This window comes from Pseudomonas sp. M30-35 (assembly GCF_002163625.1).
Taxonomy (GTDB): domain Bacteria; phylum Pseudomonadota; class Gammaproteobacteria; order Pseudomonadales; family Pseudomonadaceae; genus Aquipseudomonas.
Genome location: NZ_CP020892.1, coordinates 1,389,114 through 1,413,436, shown reverse-complemented (window position 1 = coordinate 1,413,436; position 24,323 = coordinate 1,389,114). Strand labels below are relative to the sequence as shown.

Annotated in this window: 26 protein-coding genes; 4 read left to right on the top strand and 22 right to left on the bottom strand. The window is 54.0% G+C overall.

From position 1 onward, the window contains the following. Positions 1–3 precede the first annotated feature (3 nt). From B9K09_RS06615 to leuA, 4 genes are all read left to right on the top strand, one after another. Positions 4–771, top strand: a complete 768-nt coding sequence (locus tag B9K09_RS06615) for a M15 family metallopeptidase (RefSeq protein WP_087516059.1) — start codon at positions 4–6, stop codon at positions 769–771. Positions 772–895: 124 nt separating this feature from the next. Further along, complete coding sequence (locus B9K09_RS06610) at positions 896–1,738, top strand: M23 family metallopeptidase (protein ID WP_087516058.1); 843 nt, start codon at positions 896–898, stop codon at positions 1,736–1,738. Between the two features lie 78 nt (positions 1,739–1,816). Continuing rightward, positions 1,817–3,073, top strand: a complete 1,257-nt coding sequence (locus tag B9K09_RS06605) for a mechanosensitive ion channel family protein (RefSeq protein WP_087516057.1) — start codon at positions 1,817–1,819, stop codon at positions 3,071–3,073. Between the two features lie 331 nt (positions 3,074–3,404). Beyond that, the gene (leuA, locus tag B9K09_RS06600; protein WP_087516056.1) at positions 3,405–5,072 is read left to right on the top strand and encodes a 2-isopropylmalate synthase; all 1,668 of its coding nucleotides are present in this window, start codon (positions 3,405–3,407) and stop codon (positions 5,070–5,072) included. 93 nt (positions 5,073–5,165) lie between these two features. Here the strand turns inward: leuA and B9K09_RS06595 are convergent, their stop codons facing one another. The 22 genes from B9K09_RS06595 to trmJ form a co-directional block, all read right to left on the bottom strand. Further along, complete coding sequence (locus B9K09_RS06595; RefSeq protein ID WP_087516055.1) at positions 5,166–5,609, bottom strand: hypothetical protein; 444 nt, start codon at positions 5,607–5,609, stop codon at positions 5,166–5,168. Positions 5,610–5,622: 13 nt separating this feature from the next. Next, on the bottom strand, positions 5,623–6,414 hold the full coding sequence (locus B9K09_RS06590) for an amidohydrolase (protein ID WP_087516054.1): 792 nt from the start codon (positions 6,412–6,414) through the stop codon (positions 5,623–5,625). Then, entirely contained in the window at positions 6,402–7,550 is a 1,149-nt protein-coding gene (locus B9K09_RS06585) for a pyridoxal phosphate-dependent aminotransferase (protein WP_087516053.1), read from the bottom strand. The genes B9K09_RS06590 and B9K09_RS06585 overlap by 13 nt, the downstream gene beginning before the upstream one ends. 118 nt (positions 7,551–7,668) lie before the next feature. After that, on the bottom strand, positions 7,669–9,141 hold the full coding sequence (gene der / locus B9K09_RS06580; RefSeq protein ID WP_087516052.1) for a ribosome biogenesis GTPase Der: 1,473 nt from the start codon (positions 9,139–9,141) through the stop codon (positions 7,669–7,671). Between the two features lie 118 nt (positions 9,142–9,259). Further along, positions 9,260–10,411, bottom strand: coding sequence for an outer membrane protein assembly factor BamB (gene bamB, locus B9K09_RS06575; protein ID WP_087516051.1), 1,152 nt, complete (start codon positions 10,409–10,411; stop codon positions 9,260–9,262). Further along, positions 10,404–11,048: a tetratricopeptide repeat protein gene (locus B9K09_RS06570; RefSeq protein ID WP_087516050.1), complete on the bottom strand. Its 645-nt coding sequence runs from the start codon at positions 11,046–11,048 to the stop codon at positions 10,404–10,406. Before B9K09_RS06570 ends, bamB begins: the two co-directional genes overlap by 8 nt. Positions 11,049–11,075: 27 nt before the next feature. Continuing rightward, positions 11,076–12,365 carry a histidine--tRNA ligase gene (gene hisS / locus B9K09_RS06565; RefSeq protein ID WP_087516049.1) on the bottom strand — a complete coding sequence of 430 codons (1,290 nt, stop codon included), beginning with the start codon at positions 12,363–12,365 and terminating at the stop codon, positions 11,076–11,078. 25 nt (positions 12,366–12,390) lie between these two features. Beyond that, complete coding sequence (gene ispG, locus B9K09_RS06560) at positions 12,391–13,503, bottom strand: flavodoxin-dependent (E)-4-hydroxy-3-methylbut-2-enyl-diphosphate synthase (protein ID WP_087516048.1); 1,113 nt, start codon at positions 13,501–13,503, stop codon at positions 12,391–12,393. A gap of 3 nt (positions 13,504–13,506) precedes the next feature. After that, the gene (locus B9K09_RS06555; RefSeq protein ID WP_087516047.1) at positions 13,507–14,499 is read right to left on the bottom strand and encodes a RodZ family helix-turn-helix domain-containing protein; all 993 of its coding nucleotides are present in this window, start codon (positions 14,497–14,499) and stop codon (positions 13,507–13,509) included. Beyond that, the gene (gene pilW / locus B9K09_RS06550; RefSeq protein WP_087516046.1) at positions 14,499–15,257 is read right to left on the bottom strand and encodes a type IV pilus biogenesis/stability protein PilW; all 759 of its coding nucleotides are present in this window, start codon (positions 15,255–15,257) and stop codon (positions 14,499–14,501) included. The genes B9K09_RS06555 and pilW overlap by 1 nt, the downstream gene beginning before the upstream one ends. Before the next feature lie 14 nt (positions 15,258–15,271). Further along, a complete protein-coding gene (gene rlmN, locus B9K09_RS06545) occupies positions 15,272–16,420 on the bottom strand; it encodes a 23S rRNA (adenine(2503)-C(2))-methyltransferase RlmN (RefSeq protein WP_087516045.1) in 1,149 nt (382 codons plus the stop codon). Between the two features lie 23 nt (positions 16,421–16,443). After that, positions 16,444–16,875 (bottom strand): nucleoside-diphosphate kinase, encoded by a 432-nt coding sequence (gene ndk / locus B9K09_RS06540; RefSeq protein ID WP_087516044.1) that lies wholly within the window; start codon positions 16,873–16,875, stop codon positions 16,444–16,446. A 113-nt stretch (positions 16,876–16,988) separates the two neighbouring features. Continuing rightward, positions 16,989–17,189, bottom strand: coding sequence for a Fe-S cluster assembly protein IscX (gene iscX, locus B9K09_RS06535; protein ID WP_087516043.1), 201 nt, complete (start codon positions 17,187–17,189; stop codon positions 16,989–16,991). Positions 17,190–17,200: 11 nt separating this feature from the next. Then, positions 17,201–17,539, bottom strand: a complete 339-nt coding sequence (gene fdx, locus B9K09_RS06530) for an ISC system 2Fe-2S type ferredoxin (protein WP_087516042.1) — start codon at positions 17,537–17,539, stop codon at positions 17,201–17,203. Between the two features lie 2 nt (positions 17,540–17,541). Further along, positions 17,542–19,407, bottom strand: coding sequence for a Fe-S protein assembly chaperone HscA (gene hscA, locus B9K09_RS06525; RefSeq protein WP_087516041.1), 1,866 nt, complete (start codon positions 19,405–19,407; stop codon positions 17,542–17,544). 53 nt (positions 19,408–19,460) lie between these two features. Continuing rightward, a complete protein-coding gene (gene hscB, locus B9K09_RS06520) occupies positions 19,461–19,982 on the bottom strand; it encodes a co-chaperone HscB (RefSeq protein ID WP_087516040.1) in 522 nt (173 codons plus the stop codon). Between the two features lie 7 nt (positions 19,983–19,989). Next, complete coding sequence (iscA, locus tag B9K09_RS06515) at positions 19,990–20,313, bottom strand: iron-sulfur cluster assembly protein IscA (protein WP_087516039.1); 324 nt, start codon at positions 20,311–20,313, stop codon at positions 19,990–19,992. A gap of 12 nt (positions 20,314–20,325) precedes the next feature. Further along, entirely contained in the window at positions 20,326–20,712 is a 387-nt protein-coding gene (gene iscU, locus B9K09_RS06510; RefSeq protein ID WP_010484583.1) for a Fe-S cluster assembly scaffold IscU, read from the bottom strand. A 41-nt stretch (positions 20,713–20,753) separates the two neighbouring features. After that, on the bottom strand, positions 20,754–21,968 hold the full coding sequence (locus B9K09_RS06505) for an IscS subfamily cysteine desulfurase (protein ID WP_087516038.1): 1,215 nt from the start codon (positions 21,966–21,968) through the stop codon (positions 20,754–20,756). 50 nt (positions 21,969–22,018) lie between these two features. Then, positions 22,019–22,510 (bottom strand): Fe-S cluster assembly transcriptional regulator IscR, encoded by a 492-nt coding sequence (gene iscR / locus B9K09_RS06500; protein WP_087516037.1) that lies wholly within the window; start codon positions 22,508–22,510, stop codon positions 22,019–22,021. A gap of 132 nt (positions 22,511–22,642) precedes the next feature. Beyond that, positions 22,643–23,428 (bottom strand): serine O-acetyltransferase, encoded by a 786-nt coding sequence (gene cysE / locus B9K09_RS06495; RefSeq protein ID WP_087516036.1) that lies wholly within the window; start codon positions 23,426–23,428, stop codon positions 22,643–22,645. Further along, positions 23,421–24,200 carry a tRNA (cytosine(32)/uridine(32)-2'-O)-methyltransferase TrmJ gene (gene trmJ, locus B9K09_RS06490; RefSeq protein ID WP_087516035.1) on the bottom strand — a complete coding sequence of 260 codons (780 nt, stop codon included), beginning with the start codon at positions 24,198–24,200 and terminating at the stop codon, positions 23,421–23,423. The genes cysE and trmJ overlap by 8 nt, the downstream gene beginning before the upstream one ends. Between the last annotated feature and the right edge of the window lie 123 nt (positions 24,201–24,323).

Below are 24,323 nucleotides of genomic sequence, written 5' to 3'. Positions count from 1 at the left end.
AACATGAATATCAATAAACCTATTGCGCACAATCCTGAGCCAGACTGGCAAGCGGTTGCTGCGCTGCCCATTGTCGAGTGCAATCAACCGCTGCAAGCGCTCAGCCTGAACCGATCGCTGAGCGTTCATCCGGCATATCACAAGCTTGGCGTGCCCAATGCTATTGCTGAATGCTACGTGCGCAGCGAAGTATTTGAACGCTTGCTGCAAGTTACTCGCCTGCTGCCTAGCGGCATCCGTTTGGTGGTCCTTGATGCATGGCGACCATTCGGGGTGCAGCAATATCTTTACGACAGCTTGTGGGATGCCCTGACCGAGTACCACCCGCAAGCCGATAGTGTGCAACTTGAACATCTGACGCGCCAGTTTGTGTCGCCACCCAGTACCAGCAGAACCGCCCCCAGCCCTCATTTAACCGGAGGTGCGATAGATGTAGCTCTGTGCGACGAAGAAGGTCGCTGGCTCGATATGGGCACCGGCTTCGATGAAGCCAGTGCTCTGTCGGCAAGCGATTATTTTGAGCACATAGAGCACCCTGACGCGCAACAAAGACGCATCCGTGACAACCGCCGAATGCTCTATAACGCGATGCATGCAGCGGGCTTCACTAATTTGCCCAGTGAGTGGTGGCACTACGATTACGGCGATCAGTTATGGGCGTGGCACAACGGGCTGGATACTGCGATTTACGGACCGGCACAAGTTCAGTCACTGGATAACCTGTGGCGCCAACAACTTGAGAAGCAAATGCAGACCGCCCCGCACGGATAAGCCCTGCAAGGTTCGTACAACCTGCTTTGCAGCTCGTTCTACACACCGGCTAATACTCTGCACTTCACAGCACACAGGCTTTAATGCCAGCATTGCGGCTGGGGTTCCTCATTTAGGTTTTTTTATGTCACGCCTGCGCTTTGCTTTTTCTGTGTGCTTATTACTGGTCGCCTTGCCGGTCAGTGCCGAAGGTTTTATTACTCGCCTGCTCAACCAGCCAGTGCCGGGCGGCATTGCTGTGGTCGATTTGGGTAACGAGACCAAGGCGCCACGTGCGGCTTATCACGGTAAACCTGTGTTGGTCGTGAAAGAGGATCAGCAGCGTTGGATTGCGATCGTCGGCATCGCATTAACCGCCAAAGCAGGCACTGACAAGCTACAGGTCAGCAGTGACCAGGGTGAGAAAACCCTGAGTTTCGAGATCAAGGCCAAGCACTATAAAGAGCAACGCATCACCATCAAGAACACTCAACAGGTCAACCCTAACGCTGCCAACCTCAAGCGTATTAACCGCGAGCTTGCCGAACAGAACGCCGCGTACGATCAGTTCAGTCCTCGCCAGCCAAGCAACTTATTGTTTGACCGGCCTGTCAGTGGCCCACTTTCAAGCCCGTTTGGGCTGCGCCGTTTCTTTAATGGCGAGGAACGCAACCCACACTCAGGACTTGATTTTGCAGCCCGCAGTGGCACGCCGATCAAGGCACCGGCGGCTGGCAAGGTGCTGCTCACCGGCAATCTGTTCTTCAACGGCAACACGGTATTTATTGATCATGGCCAAGGCTTGATCAGTATGTTTTGTCACCTGTCACAGATCGGCGTAAAGGTCGGTGATGAAGTGCCGCGCGGCGGAGTTATTGGCAAAGTCGGTGCAACGGGCCGCGCCACCGGGCCGCATCTGCATTGGAACGTCAGCCTCAATGCCAACCGGGTTGATCCGGCGATTTTCATTGGTGCATTCAAGCCTTGAGTTACGAATAAGGCTCTGTAGAGCCCACAGGGCTTTGTTATGGTACCCGGCGTTTAATCAGGCAAGCAGGAGTTTTTCATGCAACAAGAGCTAGCGAATGGGCTGGAGTGGCTGCAACAGCACCCTGACCTGTACACACCGACTGCGCTACTTGCGCTGGTTTTTGTCGCAGCGCTGTGCAACTGGTTAGTTAAGCGCGTGCTGGTCCGCAGCTTACATGCCGTAGCAGGTAAAACCCGTTTATGGCGGGAAGCGAGCATCAAGGAAAGCGGTGTCATCAAGCGTCTGTCGAACATTGTTCCAGCGCTGATTTTGTCTAATGGCATACGCATTATTGAAGGCATGCCTGAAACGCTGGTGACTATCGTTACCAATGTTTGTAGCGCCTTTATTGTGTTGACCATGGCGCTGGCCATTAACGCTGTACTCGACATCGTCAACAACTTTTACCAGCGCCGACCTGATGCACACCTACGCCCGATCAAGGGTTACCTGCAGGTCGTCAAAATCATCATTTCTTTGATTGCGCTGATTCTGATTGTTGCCGCACTCATCGACCGTTCACCGCTGATCCTGCTGTCGGGCTTGGGCGCCATGGCGGCCGTATTGATGTTGATTTTCCAGGACACTATCTTGTCACTGGTCGCCAGCATTCAAATTTCCTCGAACGATATCGTCCGTGTCGGCGACTGGATCGAAATGCCGCAGCTCAATGCCGATGGCGATGTAATCGATATCGCTTTGCATATGGTCAAGGTGCAGAACTGGGATAAAACTATCACCAGCATTCCGACTCGACGCTTTATCACCGACCCCTTCAAAAACTGGCGCGGCATGCAGGAGTGCGGCGGACGGCGGATTAAACGCAGTCTCTACCTTGATCAGTCGAGCATTCATTTTCTCAGTGCCGATGAGCTCGAACGCTTGCAACAGATGACCCTGCTTAATCAGTACTTAAGCGATAAAAGGGCTGAAGTCAGTCAGTGGAACAAGGAATTGGCAGGGGGTGCCGAGGTGCAGGCCAATACCCGGCGCCTGACCAATATCGGCACATTACGCGCCTATGTTGAAAACTATCTCAAACACCATGCAGATATACACCAGCAAATGACCCAGCTGGTGCGCCAGCTTGCGCCAAGCTCCGAGGGCCTGCCGATTGAGATCTACTGTTTTACAACAACCACATCCTGGGCCCGTTACGAGAGCATTCAATCGGATATTTTTGATCACTTACTCGCCATCTTGCCGGAGTTTGGCCTGCGGGTTTACCAACATCCAAGTGGCACGGATATGCGCGAACTTCGCCAACAATTCCCGTTCAGTCAGGTTGATTGAATAAGGGGCTGGGCCCTTGGTTAAGTGCAATACCTAACCAAGGGCAACACCGCGCAATATTTACATAACATTCCATGCTAATGCGCAATTAATTCTCGCCACATCCCCGACAACAACCAAAATCACCAATTTCCCAAGCATGCTTGCCAGCTTTAACCTGGCGCAGTAGTGTAGACCCATGAATACTTCTCACACCCTGTTTCTTCAGCGGCAACACGCCAATCTCTGCTTGGTAAGCCAGCGACTGCGTAGCTAAAACTGCTTCGCCTCGCCCGCGCTCCCCATTGATTACCCCTGTTCAATATCAGGTCGCCGCTTCCAAGGATTTATCATGAGCATGCTTAAAGACCCATCACGTAAGTACCGTGCTTTTACGCCGATTAATTTGCCTGACCGCACTTGGCCGTCAAAGACCATTACCGAAGTGCCGATCTGGTGCAGCTCTGACCTGCGTGACGGTAACCAGTCGCTGATTGAGCCAATGGATGCCGAGAAGAAGATGCGTTTCTTCAAGACCTTGGTGCAGGTCGGTATCAAACAGATTGAAGTGGGCTTTCCTTCTGCCTCGCAAACTGATTTCGACTTCGTACGCACCTTGATCACCGACGGTCACATCCCTGACGACACCACGATTCAAGTGTTGACCCAGGCCCGTGAAGATCTGATCACCCGTACCTTTGAGTCACTCAAGGGCGCCAAGAAAGCTATTGTCCATGTCTACAACGCGACTGCGCCGTCGTTTCGCCGCATCGTGTTTAACCTCGACAAGGCTGGCGTAGTCGACATCGCAACCAACGCCGCCAAAGTTATCAAGCGCTTGGCTGATGAGCAGCCAGACACGCAATGGACGTTCCAGTACTCGCCTGAAATCTTCTCCTCTACCGAGTTGGATTTCGCCGTCGAGGTCTGCGATGCAGTGCTCGATGTCTGGCAACCAACGCCAGACAACAAAGTCATCCTCAACCTGCCGACCACTGTTGAAGTGGCGACGCCGAACGTCTACGCCGACCAGATTGAGTGGTTTGGCCGCAATATTAGCCGCCGTGACAGCGTCTTGATCAGCCTGCACACCCACAATGACCGAGGCACAGGCGTTGCAGCCAGTGAATTGGGCTTGATGGCCGGTGCTGACCGGGTCGAAGGTTGCTTGTTTGGTAACGGCGAACGCACTGGCAACGTTGATTTGGTTAACCTCGCACTGAACCTCTACACCCAGGGCATTAATCCGGGTTTGGACTTCTCCGATATTGATACCGTGCGCAAAGTGGTCGAAGAATGTAACCAGTTACCGGTTCACCCGCGCCACCCGTACGTTGGCGACCTGGTACACACTGCATTCTCCGGCTCGCACCAAGATGCGATCCGCAAAGGCCTTACTCAACAGAAATCAGACGCTATCTGGGAGGTGCCGTACCTGCCGATTGACCCAGCGGACATTGGTCGCAGCTACGAAGCGGTGATTCGCGTCAACAGTCAGTCTGGCAAGGGCGGCATCACCTTCCTGCTCGAACAGGAATACGGCGTGTGCTTACCACGACGCATGCAAATCGAGTTCAGCCAAGTTGTGCAGAAAGAAACCGATCGCTTGGGCCTGGAGATGACGGCTGAACAGATCTACAGCCTGTTTAAAAACGAGTTCCTCCAGGCTGCTTCGCCCTATGCTCTTAAGAGCCACCGCTTGCAAGAAGAAAACGGCACCAGCGCGGTAGACGTTGAAGTCATCAGCGGCGGCGAAAGCAAGCACTGGAGCGGTATCGGTAAAGGTCCACTAGAAGCCTTGGTTGCGGGCCTGCCCTTCGATGTAGAAATCATGGACTACTCCGAGCATGCGATTGGTGCTGGAACCAACGCCAAAGCTGCAGCCTATATTGAGCTGCGGATGGATGGCGGCCGTGCGCTGCATGGCGCAGGTATCGACGAGAACCTGACGACTGCCAGCTTCCGTGCCCTGTTCAGCGCGCTAAATCGCGCCTTGGTTCAGGCTCAAGAAGCGGCGTAACTGCTCGACTGAAGCTAGCCCGAGGCTGTAACAAACAACCCCGCCAATTGGCGGGGTTGTTTGCATTTGGCTCTAGCCCTGTTACTGCTGCCCCTAAAACAAGTTCAGAAACAACGTCACCTCAATAATTGCGACAAGCATGACCAACAGCAGCAACAAACAAATACCGACAACTCTCCAGTTCGAATAAAACGCCTTCCCTTGCAGTTCGACTGAGCCTGCAAAGCTGCGCTTCGCGTAGACAGACATCACCAGCGTTTCGAGCACGATTAACAACTGCGCGCCAAAGGTCTCAGGGAGAAAGGCGCAAATGAAGAAAGCTGCAACAAACAGGCTGATAGCGATGCCCCAGAGCCTGAATGATTGATGCCTACGACCCAGCACGTTGAAGTTATGCTGCATAACAAACGCGCCTGCCAGAGGTGAGCCCAGGAGTGTGGCCAGGGCAATCGCAGCAACAGAGTACAACTTGACGTCGTCAGCACCGGCACAGCGAGGCCCCCGTTCTAGCGTGCGGGGAGAGGCAGAAACAGTCATGTTAGACCTTTCTTCAACCAAGGGTGAATGTGTCAGCATCACGATCTGCGGGAAAACGCTGGCGATACTCTGCTAAATCACCCCCCTTTAGAGTTACGCAATACACCCCTGTTACATCGGCACTCTCGAGTAGTACCTCTCCTTGAAAATCAATGACTTTAGAATCACCACTGTAGGCATGCCCCTTGCCATCAGTGCCAGTGCGGTTTACTGCAGCAACAAAGCATAAATTTTCAATCGCCCGCGCGGGCAGCAGACGATTCCAGTGGTTACGTCGCGCAGCAGGCCAGTTAGCGGTGTAGAGCAATAAGTCAGTATCTGTTGCATCACGGCTCCAAACAGGAAACCGCAGGTCGTAACAAATCAGCGGCCGAATATTCCAGCCTTTGAGGCTAAACAGCGCTTGCTGTTGGCCAGCGGCAAAATGCTTGTGCTCCCCGGCCATGCGAAATAAATGACGTTTGTCGTAATGTGCAACAGATCCATCCGGGCGCGCCCAGATCAGACGATTGCGATAACTGCCGTCTGAGGCCTGAATAATCAGACTGCCAGTCACCACTGCGTTCATCCGCACAGCCTGTTCAACCAGCCATTGGCTGCTTGGACCGCCTTCGGGCTCGGCCAGCTTGGCTGAATCCATCGAGAAACCGGTGCTGAACATTTCCGGCAGCACCACTAAATCGACGCCTTCAACGGAGGCCAGCAATTGCTCGAAATGCTCACGGTTGGCGGCTGGATCTTGCCAAACCAGATCGCTCTGGACCAGCGCAAGATTAAGGTCTGGCAACGTCGTTAAATCGCGCATAACTTCTCCGCAGCTTGGCGTAAGGTGTCTTCACGCTTGGCAAAGCAGAACCTGACCAAACGTAAGTCTTTCGGTGCTTGCTGATAAAAAACCGACACCGGAATTGTTGCCACACCATGCTCACGCGTCAGCCATTCAGACATTGCCACATCATCAAGATCATCACGAATAGCCGAGTAGTCAGCCAGCTGAAAGTATGTGCCCGGGGTCGGGTTGAACTTGAAACGCGAGTCCTTTAGCAAATCGCAGAACAGGTCGCGCTTGGCCTGATAAAACCCCGGCAGCTCTGTGACGTGTTGCGGCTGCTCACTCATAAAATCTGCCAATGCCCATTGCAGCGGAGTGACACCGCAAAAGCTGACGTACTGGTGGACCTTGCGTAACTCAGCCGTCAACACCGGCGGCGCAACCACATAGCCGGTTTTCCAGCCAGTGACGTGGTATGTCTTGCCAAAGGAGCTGACCACGAACGCGCGTTGATACAGCTCTTCGTGCGCTAATACGCTGGTATGCGTGACGCCATCGAACACCAAGTGTTCGTAGACCTCATCGCTGATCAGATAAATATCACGATCGCGAATCAAGCTGGCCAGTTGGTCCAGCTCCGCTCGACTGATCAGCGCGCCACTCGGGTTATGCGGACTGTTGAGGATAATCAAACGGGTCTTGTCACTCAGCGCATCAGTGAAGCGCTGCCAATCGATAGCGAAATCCGGCAAGGCCAACGGCACATGGATGCAGCGACCGCCAGCAAGCTCTACCGAGGGCTCATAGCTGTCATAACTGGGGTCAAAGACAATGACCTCATCACCCGGCTGCACCAGCGCTTGCACCGCACAGAAGATCGCCTGAGTAGCGCCAGGGGTAATCGTGACCTCTGTATCTGCACTGACTTTGCAACCGTAGCTGCGGGCGATTTTAGCCGCAACCTGTTCACGCAGTGCTGGTAAGCCTGTCATGGCGGTGTATTGATTATGCCCTGCTGCCACATGGCGGCCGACCGCGTCACGCAATGCTTGCGGACCATCAAAATCGGGAAAGCCTTGCGACAGATTCAGCGCACCGGTTTCCATGGCGAGTTGGGACATACGGGTAAAGATGGTTGTGCCAACATTCGGCAACTTGCTGATAATCATCACACCTTCCTACTGCACACGCCCGACGAGGCGTTTGATAACCGCAGGATAACGGATCAGCCAGACATGAAAAAGGCGCCCGTCAGGCGCCTTTTTCAACATCAGCAAAATAGCCGGTCTAGCGTTTGTCTTTACGCTTTTTCTCAGCTTTTTTGTGGTGACTCATCAAGCGACGCTTCTTGTTCACCTGACGATCCGTGAGGGTGTTTTTATTGCCCTCATACGGGTTCTCACCGCCTTTGTATTCAATGCGGATCGGCGTACCGACCAGCTTCAGCACGCGGCGATAAGTGTTCTCCAAGTAACGCGAATACGCACGCGGCACTGACTCAACCTGATTACCGTGAATAACGATCAGCGGCGGGTTTGCACCACCCAAGTGAGCGTAACGCAGCTTGATCCGGCGACCGTTAACCAGTGGTGGCTGATGTTCACGCACCGCATCTTCGAGGATCTGAGTCAAACGGTTGGTTGGCCAGCGGGTAATCGCCGACTGGAACGAAGCCTGTACCGACTTGTACAGATGGCCCACACCGGTGCCGTGCAACGCCGAAATAAAGTGAATATCAGCGAAGTCCACAAAGAACAAGCGGCGCTGCAACTCGGTCTTCACGTAATCACGTTCGCTTGGTTCCATGCCGTCCCACTTGTTCAGGGCGATAACCAGCGCGCGACCACTTTCCAGGACAAAACCGAGCAAGTTAAGGTCATGGTCGACCACACCCTCGCGCGCATCCATGACGAATACGACAACGTTGGAGTCCTGAATGGCCTGCAGGGTTTTAACCACCGAGAACTTCTCGACGGCTTCAAAAATCTTGCCGCGACGACGCACGCCCGCGGTATCAATCAGCGTGTACTTCTCATCATCACGCTCAAACGGGATGTAGATACTGTCGCGCGTAGTGCCCGCCTGGTCATAAACAATAACCCGGTCTTCACCGAGCATGCGGTTGACCAGTGTCGATTTACCGACGTTTGGACGACCGATGATAGCCAGCTTGATGCCGTCTTTCTCGCTTGGGCCAGGAATACGCTTGGGTTCTTCGCCTTCGGCAACCTCTTCAGGCTCTTCGCCCTCCTCCAGCTCACCAGCATCTTTCGGGAAGCGACTCAGTACGGCTTCAAGCATCTGTGTGATGCCACGGCCATGGGCACCGGCAATCGCAAGCGACTCGCCCATACCCATCGAGGAAAACTCAGCACGCGCCAAATCGGGATCGAGATTGTCGACCTTGTTGATGATCAGGTGGCTGTCCTTATTGCGCTTACGCAGGTGCTCACCAATCATCTGGTCAGAGGCAGACAACCCCGCCCGCGCATCCACCAGGAACAACACCACATCAGCTTCTTCGATAGCCTGCAGTGACTGCTCGGCCATCTTTGCATCAATTCCTTCTTCATCGCCGGAAATACCACCGGTATCGACGACAATGTAGGTGCGTCCCTGCCACTTGGCCTCGCCATACTGACGATCACGGGTTAAACCCGACAGGTCACCAACGATGGCATCGCGGGTCCTGGTCAAGCGGTTGAATAGAGTGGACTTACCGACGTTCGGTCGGCCCACCAGGGCAATTACGGGAACCATTAGGCTCTCCACTTCGTTATTTCAGAAAATACAAAGGCCGCTGCATGAGCAGCGGCCGGAATTCAAAGCTAGGCCTGGACGCTACAAATGCAGCATAGACAAGCCTGTCAGTTGCCAGCTATTTGATCGTGTAAGCGACCAGTTTTCCGCTGTTACCAAAGGCATACAGCCAATCGCCGTCAACCAGTGGGCGCGCGCGCAGGCCATCACTGTCAACATGTTCACGACCGACAAAACGGCCATCAATCTGGCTGATCAAGTGCAGGTAGCCTTCAAAATCGCCAAATGCGATATAGCTGGAAAATACTTCAGGAGCCGACAACTGGCGACGGGCCAGTGCATCATTGCTCCACAGTGCCGACGCTGAACGCTCATCAACACCTTCAACCGTGCCATTGGCCAAGCTGACGTAAACAGTGCCGAAGCCTTGCGCTACACCAACCGAGCTAGACGCTTCACGCTGCCAAAGCACACGACCTGATTCCAGGTCCAGAGCGGCAACACGGCCTTGATAGCTGACTACGTAAAGCTTGCCACCCGACAGCAACAGGCCACCGTCGATATCAACCACGCGGTCCAACTCAGAGCGACCCTGCGGCACAGCAACACGCTGTTCCCACACTGGAATGCCGCGCTGCGCATCGAGCGCAATGACTTTACCGCTGGACAGACCAGCAATCGCCAGATTGTTGGTTAGCACCGGTGCACTGGTACCGCGCAGAGTCAGTACAGCTGGGGTGTTATCAAAGCTCCAGCGCTGATTACCGCTCTGTGCATCAAATGCGATCAAACGGTCATCCTGGGTTTGTACCAGAACGATGTCACCGTTGATTGCAGGGGCTGAAAGCACTTCACTGTTGACCCGAGCGCGCCACTGTTCTTCACCGGTGCTGGAGTCCAGAGCAATAATTTCGCCCTTGAGCGTGCCCAGCAAAACCAAACCATAGCCGGCACCCACAGCGCCAGAAACAGGAAGGTCCAGGTCGTTTTCCCAGAGAACATCACCGGTCATGCGATCCATTGCCATGACAACGCCATGGACGTCGGCAGCAATGATTTTTTCGCCCTCAATCGCAGGCTGAAGCATGTTGAACGTTTCACCTTGGCCATCGCCAATTGAACGATCCCACTGCTCATTGAGTTCAACTTCTGCGGTGAAGTCAGGCAACTCTGCGGGCGGCAGTTCCTTCTTGCTACTGCTACTGCAGCCCACGACCATCAAGGCCAGGCTCAGTAGTGCGATACTCTTCCACTGAATCACGTCACGCATCCCCTTTGGCTAGGTCGTCCAGCTTGATTTGCAAGCCACCAACCGCTGCATCTTCAGACAATGAAGACTTGGCTTTCTGATAAGCAGCGTGCGCGTCATCGGTACGACCCAGCTTCACCAGCAGGTCACCTTTGAGCTCTTCGCGGCTTGCCAGAAATGCTTTATCCGCATCGCCATCAAGCAGTTTCAAGGCTTCTTCCGTTTTCTCTTGCGCAGCCAGCACACGCGCCAGACGCTGACGCGCCAGTTCTTCAAGCGTTGCATCAGCTGGCTTATCAACTACAGCTTGCAGTTGGGCGGCAGCATCTTTCAGCTCACCCGCCTCGACCGCTACTTTAGCCACAAACAAGCTGCCGTACTGAGCATAATAGGTGCCACCGTACTCACTGCTCAGCTTGCCAGCGATTTCAGCGACTTTACCGGTATCCGGCTTACCACTTGGATCAAGGGCAGTTTCCAGCAGTTGCTGGTAAAGCACTGAAGCGCCTTGTGACTGGTTGGTTTGATACTTCTGCCAGCCCTGCCAGCCCAGCACTGCAATCAGTGCCAGCGCACAACCTGCCATCAGTGGCTTGCCATTGCTCTGCCACCAGTCCTTGAGTACCGCTAATTCTTCTTCGTCGTTACGCGAAACCACCCCAATACTCCTTATTCGCTAATTCGCTTAAGCCTGTTTGAGGCTGGTTGCCAGATGTTCTGCAAGAACATCCCAAGCAATGCTGTTTTGTTCACCCTGACCGCGCAGCGGCTTGCAACCTACCACTTGCTGGGCCAGTTCGTCTTCCCCCATGACCAGAGCGAATAACGCACCGCTCTTGTCAGCTTTTTTCAACTGGCTTTTGAAACTGCCAGCGCCCGCATTAACTTGCAGGCGCAAACCTGGGATTTTGTCGCGCAATTGCTCGGCCAACGGGATTGCTGCAAGTTCAGCAGCATCACCTAAAGCACACAGGTACACATCGACGGTACGCGCGATTTCAGCAGGCACTTTATCAAGTGTCTCGATCAACAGGATAAGACGTTCGATGCCCATGGCGAAACCAACACCGGTGGTCGGCTTACCGCCCATCTGCTCAACCAGCCCATCATACCGACCGCCAGCGCAAACGGTGCCTTGCGCACCCAGTTTATCGGTTACCCACTCAAATACGGTTTTGCTGTAGTAGTCGAGACCACGAACCAGCTTCGGATTTATCACATAGGGAATGCCAGCAGCGTCAAGACGCGCCTTGAGCCCGGCGAAATGCACGCGCGACTCTTCATCCAGATAGTTTTCAAGCTTGGGCGCATCAACCAGCAGTGCCTGAGTCTCTGGTGACTTACTGTCGAGGATACGTAGCGGGTTGCTCGAAAGCCGACGACGGCTGTCTTCATCAAGCTGATCGATCCGCGCGGTCAAATACTCAACCAAGTCGCCACGGTAAACCGCACGCGCTTCACTGGTGCCCAGGCTATTGAGTTCAAGCTTTACCGAGTCACGAATGCCGAGCAGCTTCCACAGGCGCCACGTCAGCATGATCAGTTCGGCATCGATATCCGGACCGTCAAGATTAAAAACCTCAAGACCGATCTGGTGGAATTGACGATAACGGCCTTTCTGTGGACGTTCGTGGCGAAACATTTGCCCGATGTACCAGAGCTTCTGGACCTGACCGCCACCGGACAAACCATGCTCAAGCACCGCACGCACGCACGCAGCCGTACCTTCTGGACGCAAGGTCAGTGAGTCACCATTACGGTCTTCGAAGGTGTACATCTCTTTTTCAACGATATCGGTGACTTCACCAATCGAGCGCTTAAACAGCTCGGTGAACTCAACAATAGGCATCCGAATCTGACGATAGCCGTAGCCATCCAACAGACCTGCAACGGTGGCTTCAAAATAGCGCCACAGCGGAGTTTGCTCTGGCAGGATGTCGTTCATGCCACGAATGGCTTGCAGGGGCTTACTCAATTCAATTCCTTAGACGTCAAAGCTCTTAGCTGCGAACAATCACAGCGGCATCTGCTGCGAGCTTTTCAGCTGCTTTCTCACGGATCAACTTTTCTAGGTTATCCACGAGGTTTTCGTTATTCAGTTTTTGTGCAGGCTTGCCATCAATGTAGATAAGGTTGTTTGGCGAGCCACCCGTCAAGCCGATGTGCGCCTCTTTTGCCTCACCTGGTCCATTGACCACACAACCAATTACCGCAACATCCAGCGGCACCAGCAGGTCATCCAAGCGACCCTCCAGGTCGTTCATGGTTTTAACCACATCAAAATTCTGCCGCGAACAACTCGGGCAAGCGATGAAGTTGATACCGCGCGAACGCAGACGCAATGACTTGAGGATATCGAAACCAACTTTGATTTCTTCTACCGGATCAGCCGCCAGCGAGATGCGAATAGTATCGCCAATCCCGTCCGCAAGCAGCATGCCCAAGCCAACTGATGATTTTACCGTACCGGAACGTAAACCTCCGGCCTCAGTGATACCCAAGTGCAAAGGTTGCTCGATTTGCGTCGCCAGCAGGCGGTAAGCCGCTACCGCCATAAACACATCCGAGGCTTTAACACTGACTTTGAAATCAGGGAAATTCAGCCGATCGAGGTGCTCAACATGGCGCAACGCTGACTCAACCAAAGCTTCTGGGGTCGGTTCGCCATATTTCTTTTGCAGGTCTTTTTCCAGCGAACCGGCGTTGACCCCAATACGGATTGGAATGCCTTTGTCACGCGCCGCTTCAACCACTGCACGCACGCGATCTTCACGTCCGATGTTGCCCGGGTTGATTCGCAAACAATCGACACCCAACTCCGCCACGCGCAGGGCGATCAGGTAATCGAAGTGGATATCTGCGACCAGCGGCAGATTCACTTGCTTCTTAATCTTGCCGAATGCCTCCGCGGCATCCATGTCGGGGACTGACACGCGCACGATGTCAGCACCGGCCTCTTCCAAACGACGAATCTGCGCGACAGTGGCCGCCACATCGTTGGTATCGGTGTTAGTCATGCTTTGTACCGAAATGGGCGAATCGCCACCTACCGGTACAGAGCCAACCCAGATTTTACGCGACAAGCGACGCTTGATCGGTGATTCGCCATGCATGAGTTAAAGCCCCAGTTTCAGGCGTGCAGTTTCGCCAGTTGCGTAAGGCGCGACATCAACAGCCTGACCGTTATAAGTAACCTGTGCACCGCTCGCAAAACCCAAACGCAGTTCTAAAGGTGCTTTACCAGTAACGTTTAGGCTTTCACCTTTTTTCTTCAAACCGCTGTAAACCACTTTGCCGTTGGCGTCTGTCAGTTGCAGCCAGCAATTTGCGCTGAAATCGATATTGACGTTACCTTCACCAGCAGCCACAGCCGGTGCGGCCGCGGCTTCAGTAGCAGGCGCCTGAGCGTCTGCGTCAGGCGTCACAGGCTCAGCTGTAGGTGCAGAACTCGCCACGCCAGCAGTCGGCGTAGAGTCAACCACTACTTCAGCATCAGCTGCGTCCACAGCCACTCCCGACTCAGGAGGCTCGGCAAGCGTGTCGCTGGCGCTCGGCAGTTCCAGTTGAGTTTCATTCTGAGCAGCAATAACCGCCTGATCCTCTGGCTCATCCAAGGTATGAATCTGGGTTGAACCATCGGCACCTTCAACTTCAACATGCTCGATGCCAGCAACTGCAGCATCGTCGGCCTGGCGTTCGGCCTGTTCTTGCCACCAGAAGAAACCTACGGTGCCCAAGACAACCAGCATGGCAAAGCTGACAAATCGCAAAACTTTCTGCGAATAGTTAACCGGCTCTTCGATGCGTCCCAGACTCTGCACATTGCTAGCCGCAACACTGCTGCCGGTGAACTGATCAAACTCTTTAACAATTTCTGTCTGATCAACACCCAATAGCTTTGCATAAGTACGCAGGTAACCACGGGCGAATGTAGTGCCCGGCAGTTTATCGAATGCGCCTGCTTCAATCTGACCGAGACGCTCGGGGGTCAAATTAAGCTGTGCGGCGACCTCTACAATCGACCAGTTTTTGGCCTCTCGCGCAATGCGCAGAGTTTCACCGGGATTGACGCGATTTGCTGCTATAGCTTCAGGTGGCGCCGATTTCATCATTGCTCCGACAGGTATTGCTTGTATTCCGCAGTGCCGGGATACAAACGTTTTAGTTGCAGACCTAAACTTGCTGACTTATTGCGGTCTTCAAATATTTTGGCAAGACGCGCACCTAACAACAGGCTTTCAGCGTTTTGCTCACTAATAAGACTAAAGCTATCGTAGTAACGACGCGCTGACACGTAGTCCTGCTCTTTGTACGATATCTCAGCCATCGCAAATAACGCGCGCGGCTGGCGACTATTCAAGCGCAGCGTGCGCTGGAAGTACTTTTTTGCTTGCTCAGTCTGATTAAGCGCTAAAGAGGTTACACCGAGATTCTCAAATACCCGCGAACGTTCTTGGTAGAGGTTATCTTGCGCGGCTTGCTTGTAACGTTCCAGCGCTTCGTCGTAACGCTTTTGCTCAAACAGAAAGCTGCCGTAATTATTCAACAACCGTGCATCGTTCGGACGCTCTGAAATGGCTCTTTTGTAATGTTCATCAGCCAGTTGGGGCTCCATTTCAAGCTGGAACACAAACGCTAACGCGGCATGCGCATCGGCACTGGCTGAATCAATCTCAAGCGCCTTCTTCAGCGGCACCTTGGCGCGTTCGCTCGCACCTTGCTGAATGTAACCTATGCCAAGCTGAATGTAGGCATCCCGTGCTTCTTCACGACCCTTTGCGCTCCTCATCGGATCAACATCACCGGTGGTAACACAGCCAGCAAGCAGGCTGGCAAGTAACAAGAACAGCGCGGGGCGCAGGGTCATGGATTTCCTCTCTTCTAATTTGTGTTTGCGGTGGAACGTGGCGACTCTGCCTCGCTGCTCAATTCACGCACGGCGATATAACGTTCGCTGCGGCGAGTACGATCCATCACTTGGCCAACCAACTGGCCACAAGCGGCATCAATGTCCTCTCCACGCGTTGTACGCACAGTGACATTGTGCCCTGCTTTGTGCAGCAGGTCTTGGAAACGGCGTATCGCATTGTTGCTCGGCCGCTCATATCCCGAGAAAGGAAAGGGATTAAACGGAATCAGATTGATCTTGCAAGGTACATCTTTGAGAAGTGCGATCATTTCCTCAGCATGCTCAATCTTATCGTTCACATCCTTGAGCAGGGTGTATTCGATAGTCAACACGCGCTTCTCGCCCAAACCCGAAACATAACGCTTGCATGCTGCGAGGAGCATTTCCAGCGGGTACTTCTTGTTGATCGGAACCAACTGGTTGCGCAGCGCATCGTTCGGCGCATGCAGCGACAGCGCCAGGGAGACGTCGATCTCGCCCGCCAGCTTATCGATCATTGGCACCACGCCCGAGGTAGACAACGTCACCTTGCGCTTGGAAATGCCATAACCAAGGTCGTCCATCATGATTTTCATCGAGGCGACGACATTGTCAAAATTCAGTAACGGCTCACCCATGCCCATCATCACCACGTTGGTGACGGCGCGATCAACTTTCGCGGGCTGAGAGCCGAATGATTTGTTTGCTATCCAGACCTGACCAATAATCTCGGCGGCGGTAAGGTCGCTGTTAAAGCCTTGTTTACCGGTGGAGCAGAAACTGCAATCCAACGCACAACCGGCCTGCGACGACACACATAAGGTGCCACGAGCGCCCTGCGGGATATACACGGTTTCAACACAACTACCGGATGCCACGCGAACCACCCACTTGCGGGTGCCATCGGTGGAAATATCTTCGCTGACCACTTCCGGGCCGCGAATTTCAGCACAGGCCTTGAGCTTTTCGCGCAAGACCTTGCTGACATTACTCATGGCATCGAAATCATCGATACCAAAGTGGTGAATCCACTTCATTATCTGACCGGCACGGAAACGCTTCTCGCCGATACTGTCGAAGAATTGTTCCATTTCCTGCTGGGTCAGACCCAGAAGATTAATTTTACCGGTCGCAATAGTCATGGTTTCACCTTCACTCGATTCGCTTAGCGAATGCGAGCGCACACCTCAGTAGAGGCGAAGAAGTAAGCGATTTCGCGAGCAGCTGACGCTTCGGAATCCGAACCGTGAACAGCGTTTTCGTCGATAGAAACAGCAAAATCAGCACGGATAGTGCCAGCAGCTGCTTCTTTAGGGTTGGTAGCGCCCATCAGTTCACGGTTTTTCAGGATGGCGCCTTCGCCTTCCAGAACCTGAACGATAACCGGACCGGAGGTCATGAATGCAACCAGGTCCTTGAAGAAGCCGCGCTCGCTGTGCTCAGCGTAGAAACCGCCAGCTTCGCGCTCGGACAACTGAACCATTTTCGATGCAACAACGCGCAGACCTGCTTTTTCGAAGCGGGTAACGATCTCGCCGACGACATTTTTAGCTACTGCGTCTGGTTTGATGATAGAGAAAGTACGTTCAACAGCCATGTGAAACTCCAAAAAAGAGGATTAAAGCGAAAAATTAAACCCGCGAATTATACGCGGGTTCTAGGGAAATGCGTAGGGCTCGCGCCTGACGGCGCACTGCCTTGGGTCAAAAATCAGTCAGCTTCTTCGATCCAGGCTGCCTGAATAGCTTCAAGAACCTTCTCTCCGCCACGCTGAGCGTCATCTGAAAATTCCGGCAGTTCGACTACCCAACGGTGCAGATCGACGAAGTTAACGTAGCGCGGGTCAACGTCCGGCTTGCTCTCTGCCAGCTGAATGGCAATTTCCAGCACATCAGACCATTTAATGCTCATGGTGATGCTCCTTAGTGGCCTTCAGAAACCTGATTGATGGTGTATTTCGGGATTTCGATGACCATGTCTTCTTCACCCACGACCACTTGGCAAGATAAGCGCGAATTAGGCTCCAGACCCCAGGCTTTGTCGAGCATGTCGTCTTCCAGCTCGTCGGAAGCTTCAAGCGAATTGAAACCTTCACGAACCACTACGTGGCAGGTTGTGCACGCGCATGACTTTTCACACGCGTGTTCAATATGGATGCCATTGCGCAGCGCCGCATTCAACACAGTTTCACCAGGCTGAGCCTCGAAAACCGCACCCTCTGGGCAATGCTCGGCGTGCGGCAGGAAAATCAACTGGGTCATGCTTATTCCTCAATCTCGTTAAGACTACGGCCTGCCAACGCGGCTTTTACCGTGGAATCCAAACGACGCGCGGCAAACGCATCGGTCACTTGGGTCAATCGTTTCGTTTGCTGCTCAAGGGCTAAACCGTCGGCGCCATCTATCAATTCGCGCAACAGTTCAACCTGGGCATCGATTGCCAGACGCTCTTCGCTGTCCAGCAAACGCTCACCATCGGCTGCCAGCGCGACTTCGACCGCTTCAAGCAGGCGTTTCGCATCAACCTGCTGCTCACGCAGAACCCGCGCTTGTTTATCATCACCAGCATTACTGAATGAGTCCTGGAGCATTTTCGCGACCTGATCATCTGTCAGGCCATAGGAAGGCTTAACCTGAATGCTCGCCTCGACGCCAGAGCCGAGCTCACGGGCGGCAACGCTTAGCAAACCGTCGGCATCGACCTGGAAGGTCACACGAATCTTCGCGGCGCCTGCCACCATCGGCGGAATGCCACGCAATTCAAAGCGTGCCAGCGAGCGGCAATCACTGATTAGCTCACGCTCACCCTGCAGCACGTGCACCATCATCGCGCTTTGACCATCTTTGTAGGTGGTGAAATCCTGGGCACGAGCAACGGGTATTGTGGTGTTACGCGGAATGATTTTTTCCATCAGCCCGCCCATGGTCTCCAGACCTAGCGACAACGGAATCACATCGAGCAGCAACAGTTCCTCACCGTCGCCACGCTTATTACCCGCCAGGGCATCGGCCTGAATCGCCGCCCCAATAGCAACCACTTGGTCCGGATCGATATCCGTCAACGGCTGACGCGCAAACATTTCAGCAACAGCCTGACGCACACGCGGCACTCGCGTTGAGCCGCCAACCATCACCACGGCGCCAACTTCATCCAACTCGACACCCGAGTCACGCACAGCACGGCGACAAGCTTTAAGGCTGCGCGCAACCATTGGTTCGATCAGTGCTTCAAACAGCTCGCGGCTCAGCACACCGCGCCACTGCTGATAAACCACTTCAACCGAATCACTGCTGGTCAACGCTTCTTTGGCGGCGCAGGCCGTCTCTAACAAACTGCGCTGGGCACTTGGATCGATATCAGCGGATAAACCGGCCTGCTCGATAATCCAGCTAGCAATCGCGTGATCAAAGTCATCGCCGCCCAGCGCGCTATCGCCGCCGGTAGCCATGACTTCAAACACACCACTAGTCAGACGCAGAATCGAAATATCGAAGGTACCGCCGCCCAAGTCGTAAATAGCAACAACACCTTCAGCTTTCTGATCAAGGCCGTAAGCGACAGCTGCTGCAGTGGGCTCATTGAGCAACCGCAAAACATTCAGCCCGGCAAGACGCGCCGCATCTTTGGTTGCTTGACGTTGCGCTTCATCAAAATATGCAGGCACGGTGATAACAGCACCAACCAGCTCACCACCGAGGGTCAGTTCGGCGCGGTCGCGCAGCACCTTGAGAATTTCAGCGGAAACCTCAACCGGGCTCTTGGCGCCCTGTACCGTTTCGATCGACGGCATCTGCGACTCACCACCAACAAAGCGGTAAGGCAGTTGCTCACCCAATTGCTTAACGTCAGCAAGGCCGCGCCCCATCAGGCGCTTAACCGAAACAATGGTATTGAGCGGGTCACTCGAAGCTGCCGCCTTGGCACCCTCGCCCACTTCAACATGGGCGGCGTGATAGCGCACAGCTGACGGCAGGATAACTTCGCCAGCAGCATCAGCTAACGACTCAGAAATGCCGCTGCGCAACGCAGCAACTAGCGAATTGGTGGTACCCAGGTCGATCCCAACTGCCAGCCGACGCTGGTGTGGCTGGGGGCTCTGTCCGGGCTCAGCGATCTGCAGTAAGGCCATGGTTTATATGTGCTTTTGTGAATATCAGGCGCACCCGGTCAGGTGCGCGAGCGTTAATCGTCGAGGCGCTCTTCCAACTGGCGGACCTCGTGGGAAAGCTTGTCGAGAAACTGCATACGACGCATCAGGCGCTCGGCCTCATCACGCTTAGCAGGATCATCCCAACAAACCGCGAAGCTTTCGTTCAGCTCATCCGAGGCAACCTTCAGCCGACGCTTGAACTGCAACACACCGTCAATATCTGCGGCGTCCTGCAGGTCTTCAAGCTCTTCACGCAACTGAATCTGCTGCATCAGGAAGTCTGGGTCATGCACGGTCACTTCAAGCGGTAGCTCAGGACCACTCAACGCCAATAAGTAACGGGCACGCTGCGGCGCATTCTTAAGCGTTTGATACGCCTCATTAAGGCTCGCAGACTTCTCTAGAGCAATACGCTGCTCACGCGCCTCGGCATCAGCAAAGCGATCTGGATGAACCGCACGCGCCAACTCACGATAGCGCGTAGCCAGTTGATCAAGGTCCAGCCGAAAACTCGGCTGCAGGTCAAATAGAGCGAAGTGACAAGGAGTACCCACAATAGCCTCAGATGTTGAAGCTTTCGCCGCAGCCACATTCACCGCGTACGTTAGGGTTATTGAACTTGAAACCTTCGTTCAGACCTTCCTTGACGAAATCCAGCTCAGTGCCGTCGAGGTAAACCAAGCTTTTAGGGTCAATAATTACCTTGACCCCGTGACTCTCAAAGACTTGGTCTTCGCCAGCAGTTTCATCGACAAACTCCAGCACATAAGCCAAACCTGAGCAGCCAGTCGTGCGAACAGCCAAACGAATGCCCTCACCTTTACCGCGCCCATCGAGGGAACGCTGTACGTGCCGGGCGGCGGCTTCGGTCATGCTGATAGCCATCGACAAACCTCCTTAGAGCAAACCTTTCTTCTGCTTGTAGTCACGCACGGCAGCCTTGATGGCGTCCTCGGCGAGTACTGAGCAGTGAATTTTAACTGGCGGCAACGCCAACTCTTCAGCGAGCTGAGTGTTTTTAATCGTTTCAGCTTCATCCAGCGTTTTACCCTTCATCCACTCAGTGGCCAGGGAGCTGGAAGCGATAGCCGAACCGCAACCGTAAGTTTTGAACTTGGCGTCTTCAATAACGCCTTCGCCGTTAACCTTGATCTGCAAGCGCATTACGTCGCCGCACGCTGGAGCACCGACCATGCCGGTACCAACATCAGGGTCCTGCGCATCCATCTTGCCGACGTTGCGCGGGTTTTCGTAGTGGTCAATGACCTTTTCGCTGTAAGCCATGCTCTTATTCCTCAATCATCAGGCGCCGCTCATCGGCAGCTTTAGTGTGCCGCCCATTCAACTTGGGACAGATCGACACCTTCTTTGAACATATCCCACAGTGGCGAAAGCTCACGCAGCTTGGTAACTGCGTCGCGAACTTTGGCTGCTGCGTAATCAATCTCTTCTTCAGTGCTGAAACGACCGAAGGTGAAGCGAATCGAGCTGTGTGCCAATTCATCGTTGCGGCCCAAGGCGCGCAGAACGTATGAAGGCTCAAGCGATGCCGAAGTACAGGCAGAGCCTGACGAAACAGCCAGATCCTTGAGTGCCATAATCAACGACTCACCTTCAACATAGTTGAAGCTGAGGTTGAGGTTATGCGGTACGCGAGAAACCATGCTGCCGTTGATGTACAGCTCTTCCATGTCCTCAAGCTGCGAATAGAAGCGATCACGCAGGGCCAGCAGACGCTGGTTTTCGGCGACCATTTCTTCTTTCGCGATACGGAACGCTTCACCCATGCCAACGCACTGGTGAGTCGCCAATGTACCGGAACGCATGCCGCGCTCGTGACCGCCACCGTGGGTCTGTGCTTCCAGACGAATGCGCGGCTTGCGGCGCACATACAGAGCACCAACACCTTTAGGGCCATAGGTTTTATGCGCAGAGAACGACATCAGATCAACTTTGAGATTCTCAAGGTTGATTTCAACCTTGCCAGTCGATTGCGCCGCATCAACGTGGAAGATAACCCCACGTGAACGGGTCAGCTCACCGATAGCGGCAATGTCGTTGACCGTACCAATCTCGTTGTTGACGTGCATGATCGAAACCAGAATGGTGTCTTCACGCAGCGCCGCCTCAACCATGGCCGGGGTAATCAAGCCATCTTCACCAGGCTCGATGTAAGTGACCTCAAAACCTTCACGCTCAAGCTGGCGCATGGTGTCGAGGACCGCCTTGTGCTCGATCTTCGAAGTAACAAGGTGCTTGCCCTTGCTCTTATAGAAGTCGGCGATGCCTTTGATGGCCAGGTTATCGGACTCGGTTGCACCGGAGGTCCAGACGATCTCGCGCGGGTCAGCACCCACCAACTCGGCAACTTGACGACGCGCATTCTCAACCGCTTCTTCAGCTTTCCAACCAAAGAAGTGGGAGCGCGAAGCTGGGTTACCGAAGTTACCGTCAGTTGTCAGACACTCAACCATTTTCTGCGCAACACGCGGATCAACCGGCGTGGTTGCGGAATAATCGAGGTAAATAGGCAATTTCATTGATTCTCTCCTATCAGGACTCAGGCTTTGCAGGCTGGCACCCTATAAATTCAGTCGACGGCGGATGCTTCGATTTTATCTAATTGCGGCGCTCTGCCGTTGCAGCGACGCTGGTCCTGGCGATGAGCAACTTCTTGAACCTCACGACGGGTAACCAGATCAGCCAAGCTGATACCACTCAGAAACTCGTGGATCTGCTGGCTCAGGTCACACCACAGATGATGAGTCAAACAGGTATCACCCGCATGACAGTCGCCCTGCCCTTGGCAGCGCGTTGCATCAACAGACTCATTGACTGCATCAATCACTTCTGCAACTTGGATACCGGCCATAGCACGCGCCAGCTGATAACCACCGCCCGGACCGCGAACACTGGAAACCAAGCTTCCACGTCGCAATTTGGCGAACAGTTGCTCCAAGTAGGAAAGGGAAATCCCCTGACGCTCAGAAATATCAGCAAGGGACACGGGGCCGTTTTGCGCGTGCAACGCCAAGTCAAGCATGGCGGTGACGGCGTATCGGCCTTTGGTTGTCAGTCTCATCGAAGAGGCACCGGGGATTACAATATGCTGCAAATTATGCAATTCCCGAGTATTTAAGTCAACTATAAGTCCTATTAAATTACTCGGGATTAGCGCTTGCGGGGGGCGCAAAGCATAGCAAACTAGCTATACCTATGCATCAGGCGCTGGCTTGTCGCCTTGCTCCTTGCAGACACCGATAAAATCTTCATCGCGCAGCGCAGGCAAATCCTTCGCGCAGTAGTCGCTGCCTAGCGAGGTAAGCGCCTGGCACATCCCCTCAAGACGACCGTCTACCGCCTGCAAGTGATCAAGCAACTGACCAATCGCCCGCGACACCGGGTCCGGCATATCCTGACTGACGCCATAGGCATCAAAACCGAGCTTCTCAGCCATAGCCTTGCGCTTGGCTTCTTGATCACTGTCGTCTTTGACAATGATTCGACCCGGAATCCCAACAGCAGTCGCACCAGCCGGGACTTCCTTGGTGACCACCGCGTTCGAGCCTATCTTGGCACCCGCCCCCACGGTAAACGGCCCCAGAACCTTGGCTCCCGCACCAACAACCACGCCATCCTCAAGGGTCGGGTGGCGCTTACCTTTATTCCAGCTCGTACCGCCCAGCGTGACACCCTGATACAGGGTTACATCGTTGCCAATCTCAGCGGTTTCACCAATGACGATGCCCATGCCGTGATCAATAAAGAAGCGACGACCGATTTTGGCGCCCGGATGAATCTCAATACCGGTCGTCCAGCGACCAAAGTTTGAAACTACCCGCGCCAGCCATTTCCAGCCATTGACCCACAAGGCGTGCGCCACGCGATGCAACCACACAGCATGCAAACCGGGATAGCAGGTGATCACCTCAAAGGTATTACGCGCAGCTGGATCGCGATGAAATACGCTTTGAATGTCTTCACGGATGAGCTCAAACATCTGACTTCCCCTGCTTGTGGTGTTCACCGCGCGCGGCCTTGAGCGTTTCAGTCAAAATGCCGCGCAAAATATTCATCTCGGCTCGACTAATGTTATTGCGGCCATATAAACGCCGCAACCGACTCATCAGGTGCCGTGGATTTTCTGGATCAAGAAAGCCGATTTCTTCCAGCGCCTTTTGCAGGTGCGCGTAAAACGACTCCAACTCATCAGCAGTGACCAACTGAGTGTTGAGCATCGCCGTGGTTTCGAGCTTAGCCACCTTGGTTGGTTTATTTTGTGCTGCCAGCCATGCCATGCGCACTTCATACGCCAATACTTGCACCGCCGCCGCCAGATTCAGTGAACTGAACTCTGGATCGGACGGAATATGCACATGAAACTGACAGCGCTGCAGCTCTTCGTTGGTCAGACCAGCGTACTCACGGCCGAACACCAACGCCACATCAGCACCCTCCAGCGCTTGCTCGCACGCCGCCACCCCGCACTCCCGCGGATCTAGCAACGGCCAAGGAATACGCCGATCTCGGGCACTGGTGCCGAGCACCAGATTGCAGCCAGCCAGCGCCTCTTCAAGGGTGCCGACAATTTGTGCCGACTGAAGAATATCGCTAGCACCAGATGCTCGCGCATCCGCCTCATGACTCGGGAAATCAATCGGATCGACCAGAACTAATCGGCTCAACCCCATGTTTTTCATCGCCCGCGCCGCGCCACCGATATTACCGGGATGACTGGTGTTGACTAAGACCACTCGAATATTTTGCAGCAACGAAAGCGCTCACACAGAATGCAGAAAGGAGCAAATCTTACAGAACCCACCTTGATTACGCCACGCAAGGCTAAGCGGCACTTCATATATGTAACTTTTCTGATAGAATGTTCGGCTTTCTTT

What these genes read in the sequence shown, in the direction of transcription:
- B9K09_RS06615 (WP_087516059.1), top strand. Translation starts at nt 4, where the DNA reads ATGAATATCAATAAACCTATTGCGCACAATCCTGAGCCAGACTGGCAA.
- cysE (WP_087516036.1), bottom strand. Translation starts at nt 23,428, where the DNA reads ATGTTTGAGCTCATCCGTGAAGACATTCAAAGCGTATTTCATCGCGAT.
- B9K09_RS06505 (WP_087516038.1), bottom strand. Translation starts at nt 21,968, where the DNA reads ATGAAATTGCCTATTTACCTCGATTATTCCGCAACCACGCCGGTTGAT.
- leuA (WP_087516056.1), top strand. Translation starts at nt 3,405, where the DNA reads ATGAGCATGCTTAAAGACCCATCACGTAAGTACCGTGCTTTTACGCCG.
- B9K09_RS06605 (WP_087516057.1), top strand. Translation starts at nt 1,817, where the DNA reads ATGCAACAAGAGCTAGCGAATGGGCTGGAGTGGCTGCAACAGCACCCT.
- fdx (WP_087516042.1), bottom strand. Translation starts at nt 17,539, where the DNA reads ATGACCCAGTTGATTTTCCTGCCGCACGCCGAGCATTGCCCAGAGGGT.
- hscA (WP_087516041.1), bottom strand. Translation starts at nt 19,407, where the DNA reads ATGGCCTTACTGCAGATCGCTGAGCCCGGACAGAGCCCCCAGCCACAC.
- iscR (WP_087516037.1), bottom strand. Translation starts at nt 22,510, where the DNA reads ATGAGACTGACAACCAAAGGCCGATACGCCGTCACCGCCATGCTTGAC.
- iscX (WP_087516043.1), bottom strand. Translation starts at nt 17,189, where the DNA reads ATGAGCATTAAATGGTCTGATGTGCTGGAAATTGCCATTCAGCTGGCA.
- B9K09_RS06555 (WP_087516047.1), bottom strand. Translation starts at nt 14,499, where the DNA reads ATGAAATCGGCGCCACCTGAAGCTATAGCAGCAAATCGCGTCAATCCC.
- ispG (WP_087516048.1), bottom strand. Translation starts at nt 13,503, where the DNA reads ATGCATGGCGAATCACCGATCAAGCGTCGCTTGTCGCGTAAAATCTGG.
- B9K09_RS06590 (WP_087516054.1), bottom strand. Translation starts at nt 6,414, where the DNA reads ATGCGCGATTTAACGACGTTGCCAGACCTTAATCTTGCGCTGGTCCAG.
- der (WP_087516052.1), bottom strand. Translation starts at nt 9,141, where the DNA reads ATGGTTCCCGTAATTGCCCTGGTGGGCCGACCGAACGTCGGTAAGTCC.
- B9K09_RS06585 (WP_087516053.1), bottom strand. Translation starts at nt 7,550, where the DNA reads ATGATTATCAGCAAGTTGCCGAATGTTGGCACAACCATCTTTACCCGT.
- pilW (WP_087516046.1), bottom strand. Translation starts at nt 15,257, where the DNA reads ATGACCCTGCGCCCCGCGCTGTTCTTGTTACTTGCCAGCCTGCTTGCT.
- iscA (WP_087516039.1), bottom strand. Translation starts at nt 20,313, where the DNA reads ATGGCTATCAGCATGACCGAAGCCGCCGCCCGGCACGTACAGCGTTCC.
- B9K09_RS06595 (WP_087516055.1), bottom strand. Translation starts at nt 5,609, where the DNA reads ATGACTGTTTCTGCCTCTCCCCGCACGCTAGAACGGGGGCCTCGCTGT.
- ndk (WP_087516044.1), bottom strand. Translation starts at nt 16,875, where the DNA reads ATGGCTGTTGAACGTACTTTCTCTATCATCAAACCAGACGCAGTAGCT.
- iscU (WP_010484583.1), bottom strand. Translation starts at nt 20,712, where the DNA reads ATGGCTTACAGCGAAAAGGTCATTGACCACTACGAAAACCCGCGCAAC.
- B9K09_RS06610 (WP_087516058.1), top strand. Translation starts at nt 896, where the DNA reads ATGTCACGCCTGCGCTTTGCTTTTTCTGTGTGCTTATTACTGGTCGCC.
- rlmN (WP_087516045.1), bottom strand. Translation starts at nt 16,420, where the DNA reads ATGACTATTGCGACCGGTAAAATTAATCTTCTGGGTCTGACCCAGCAG.
- bamB (WP_087516051.1), bottom strand. Translation starts at nt 10,411, where the DNA reads ATGCGTGACGTGATTCAGTGGAAGAGTATCGCACTACTGAGCCTGGCC.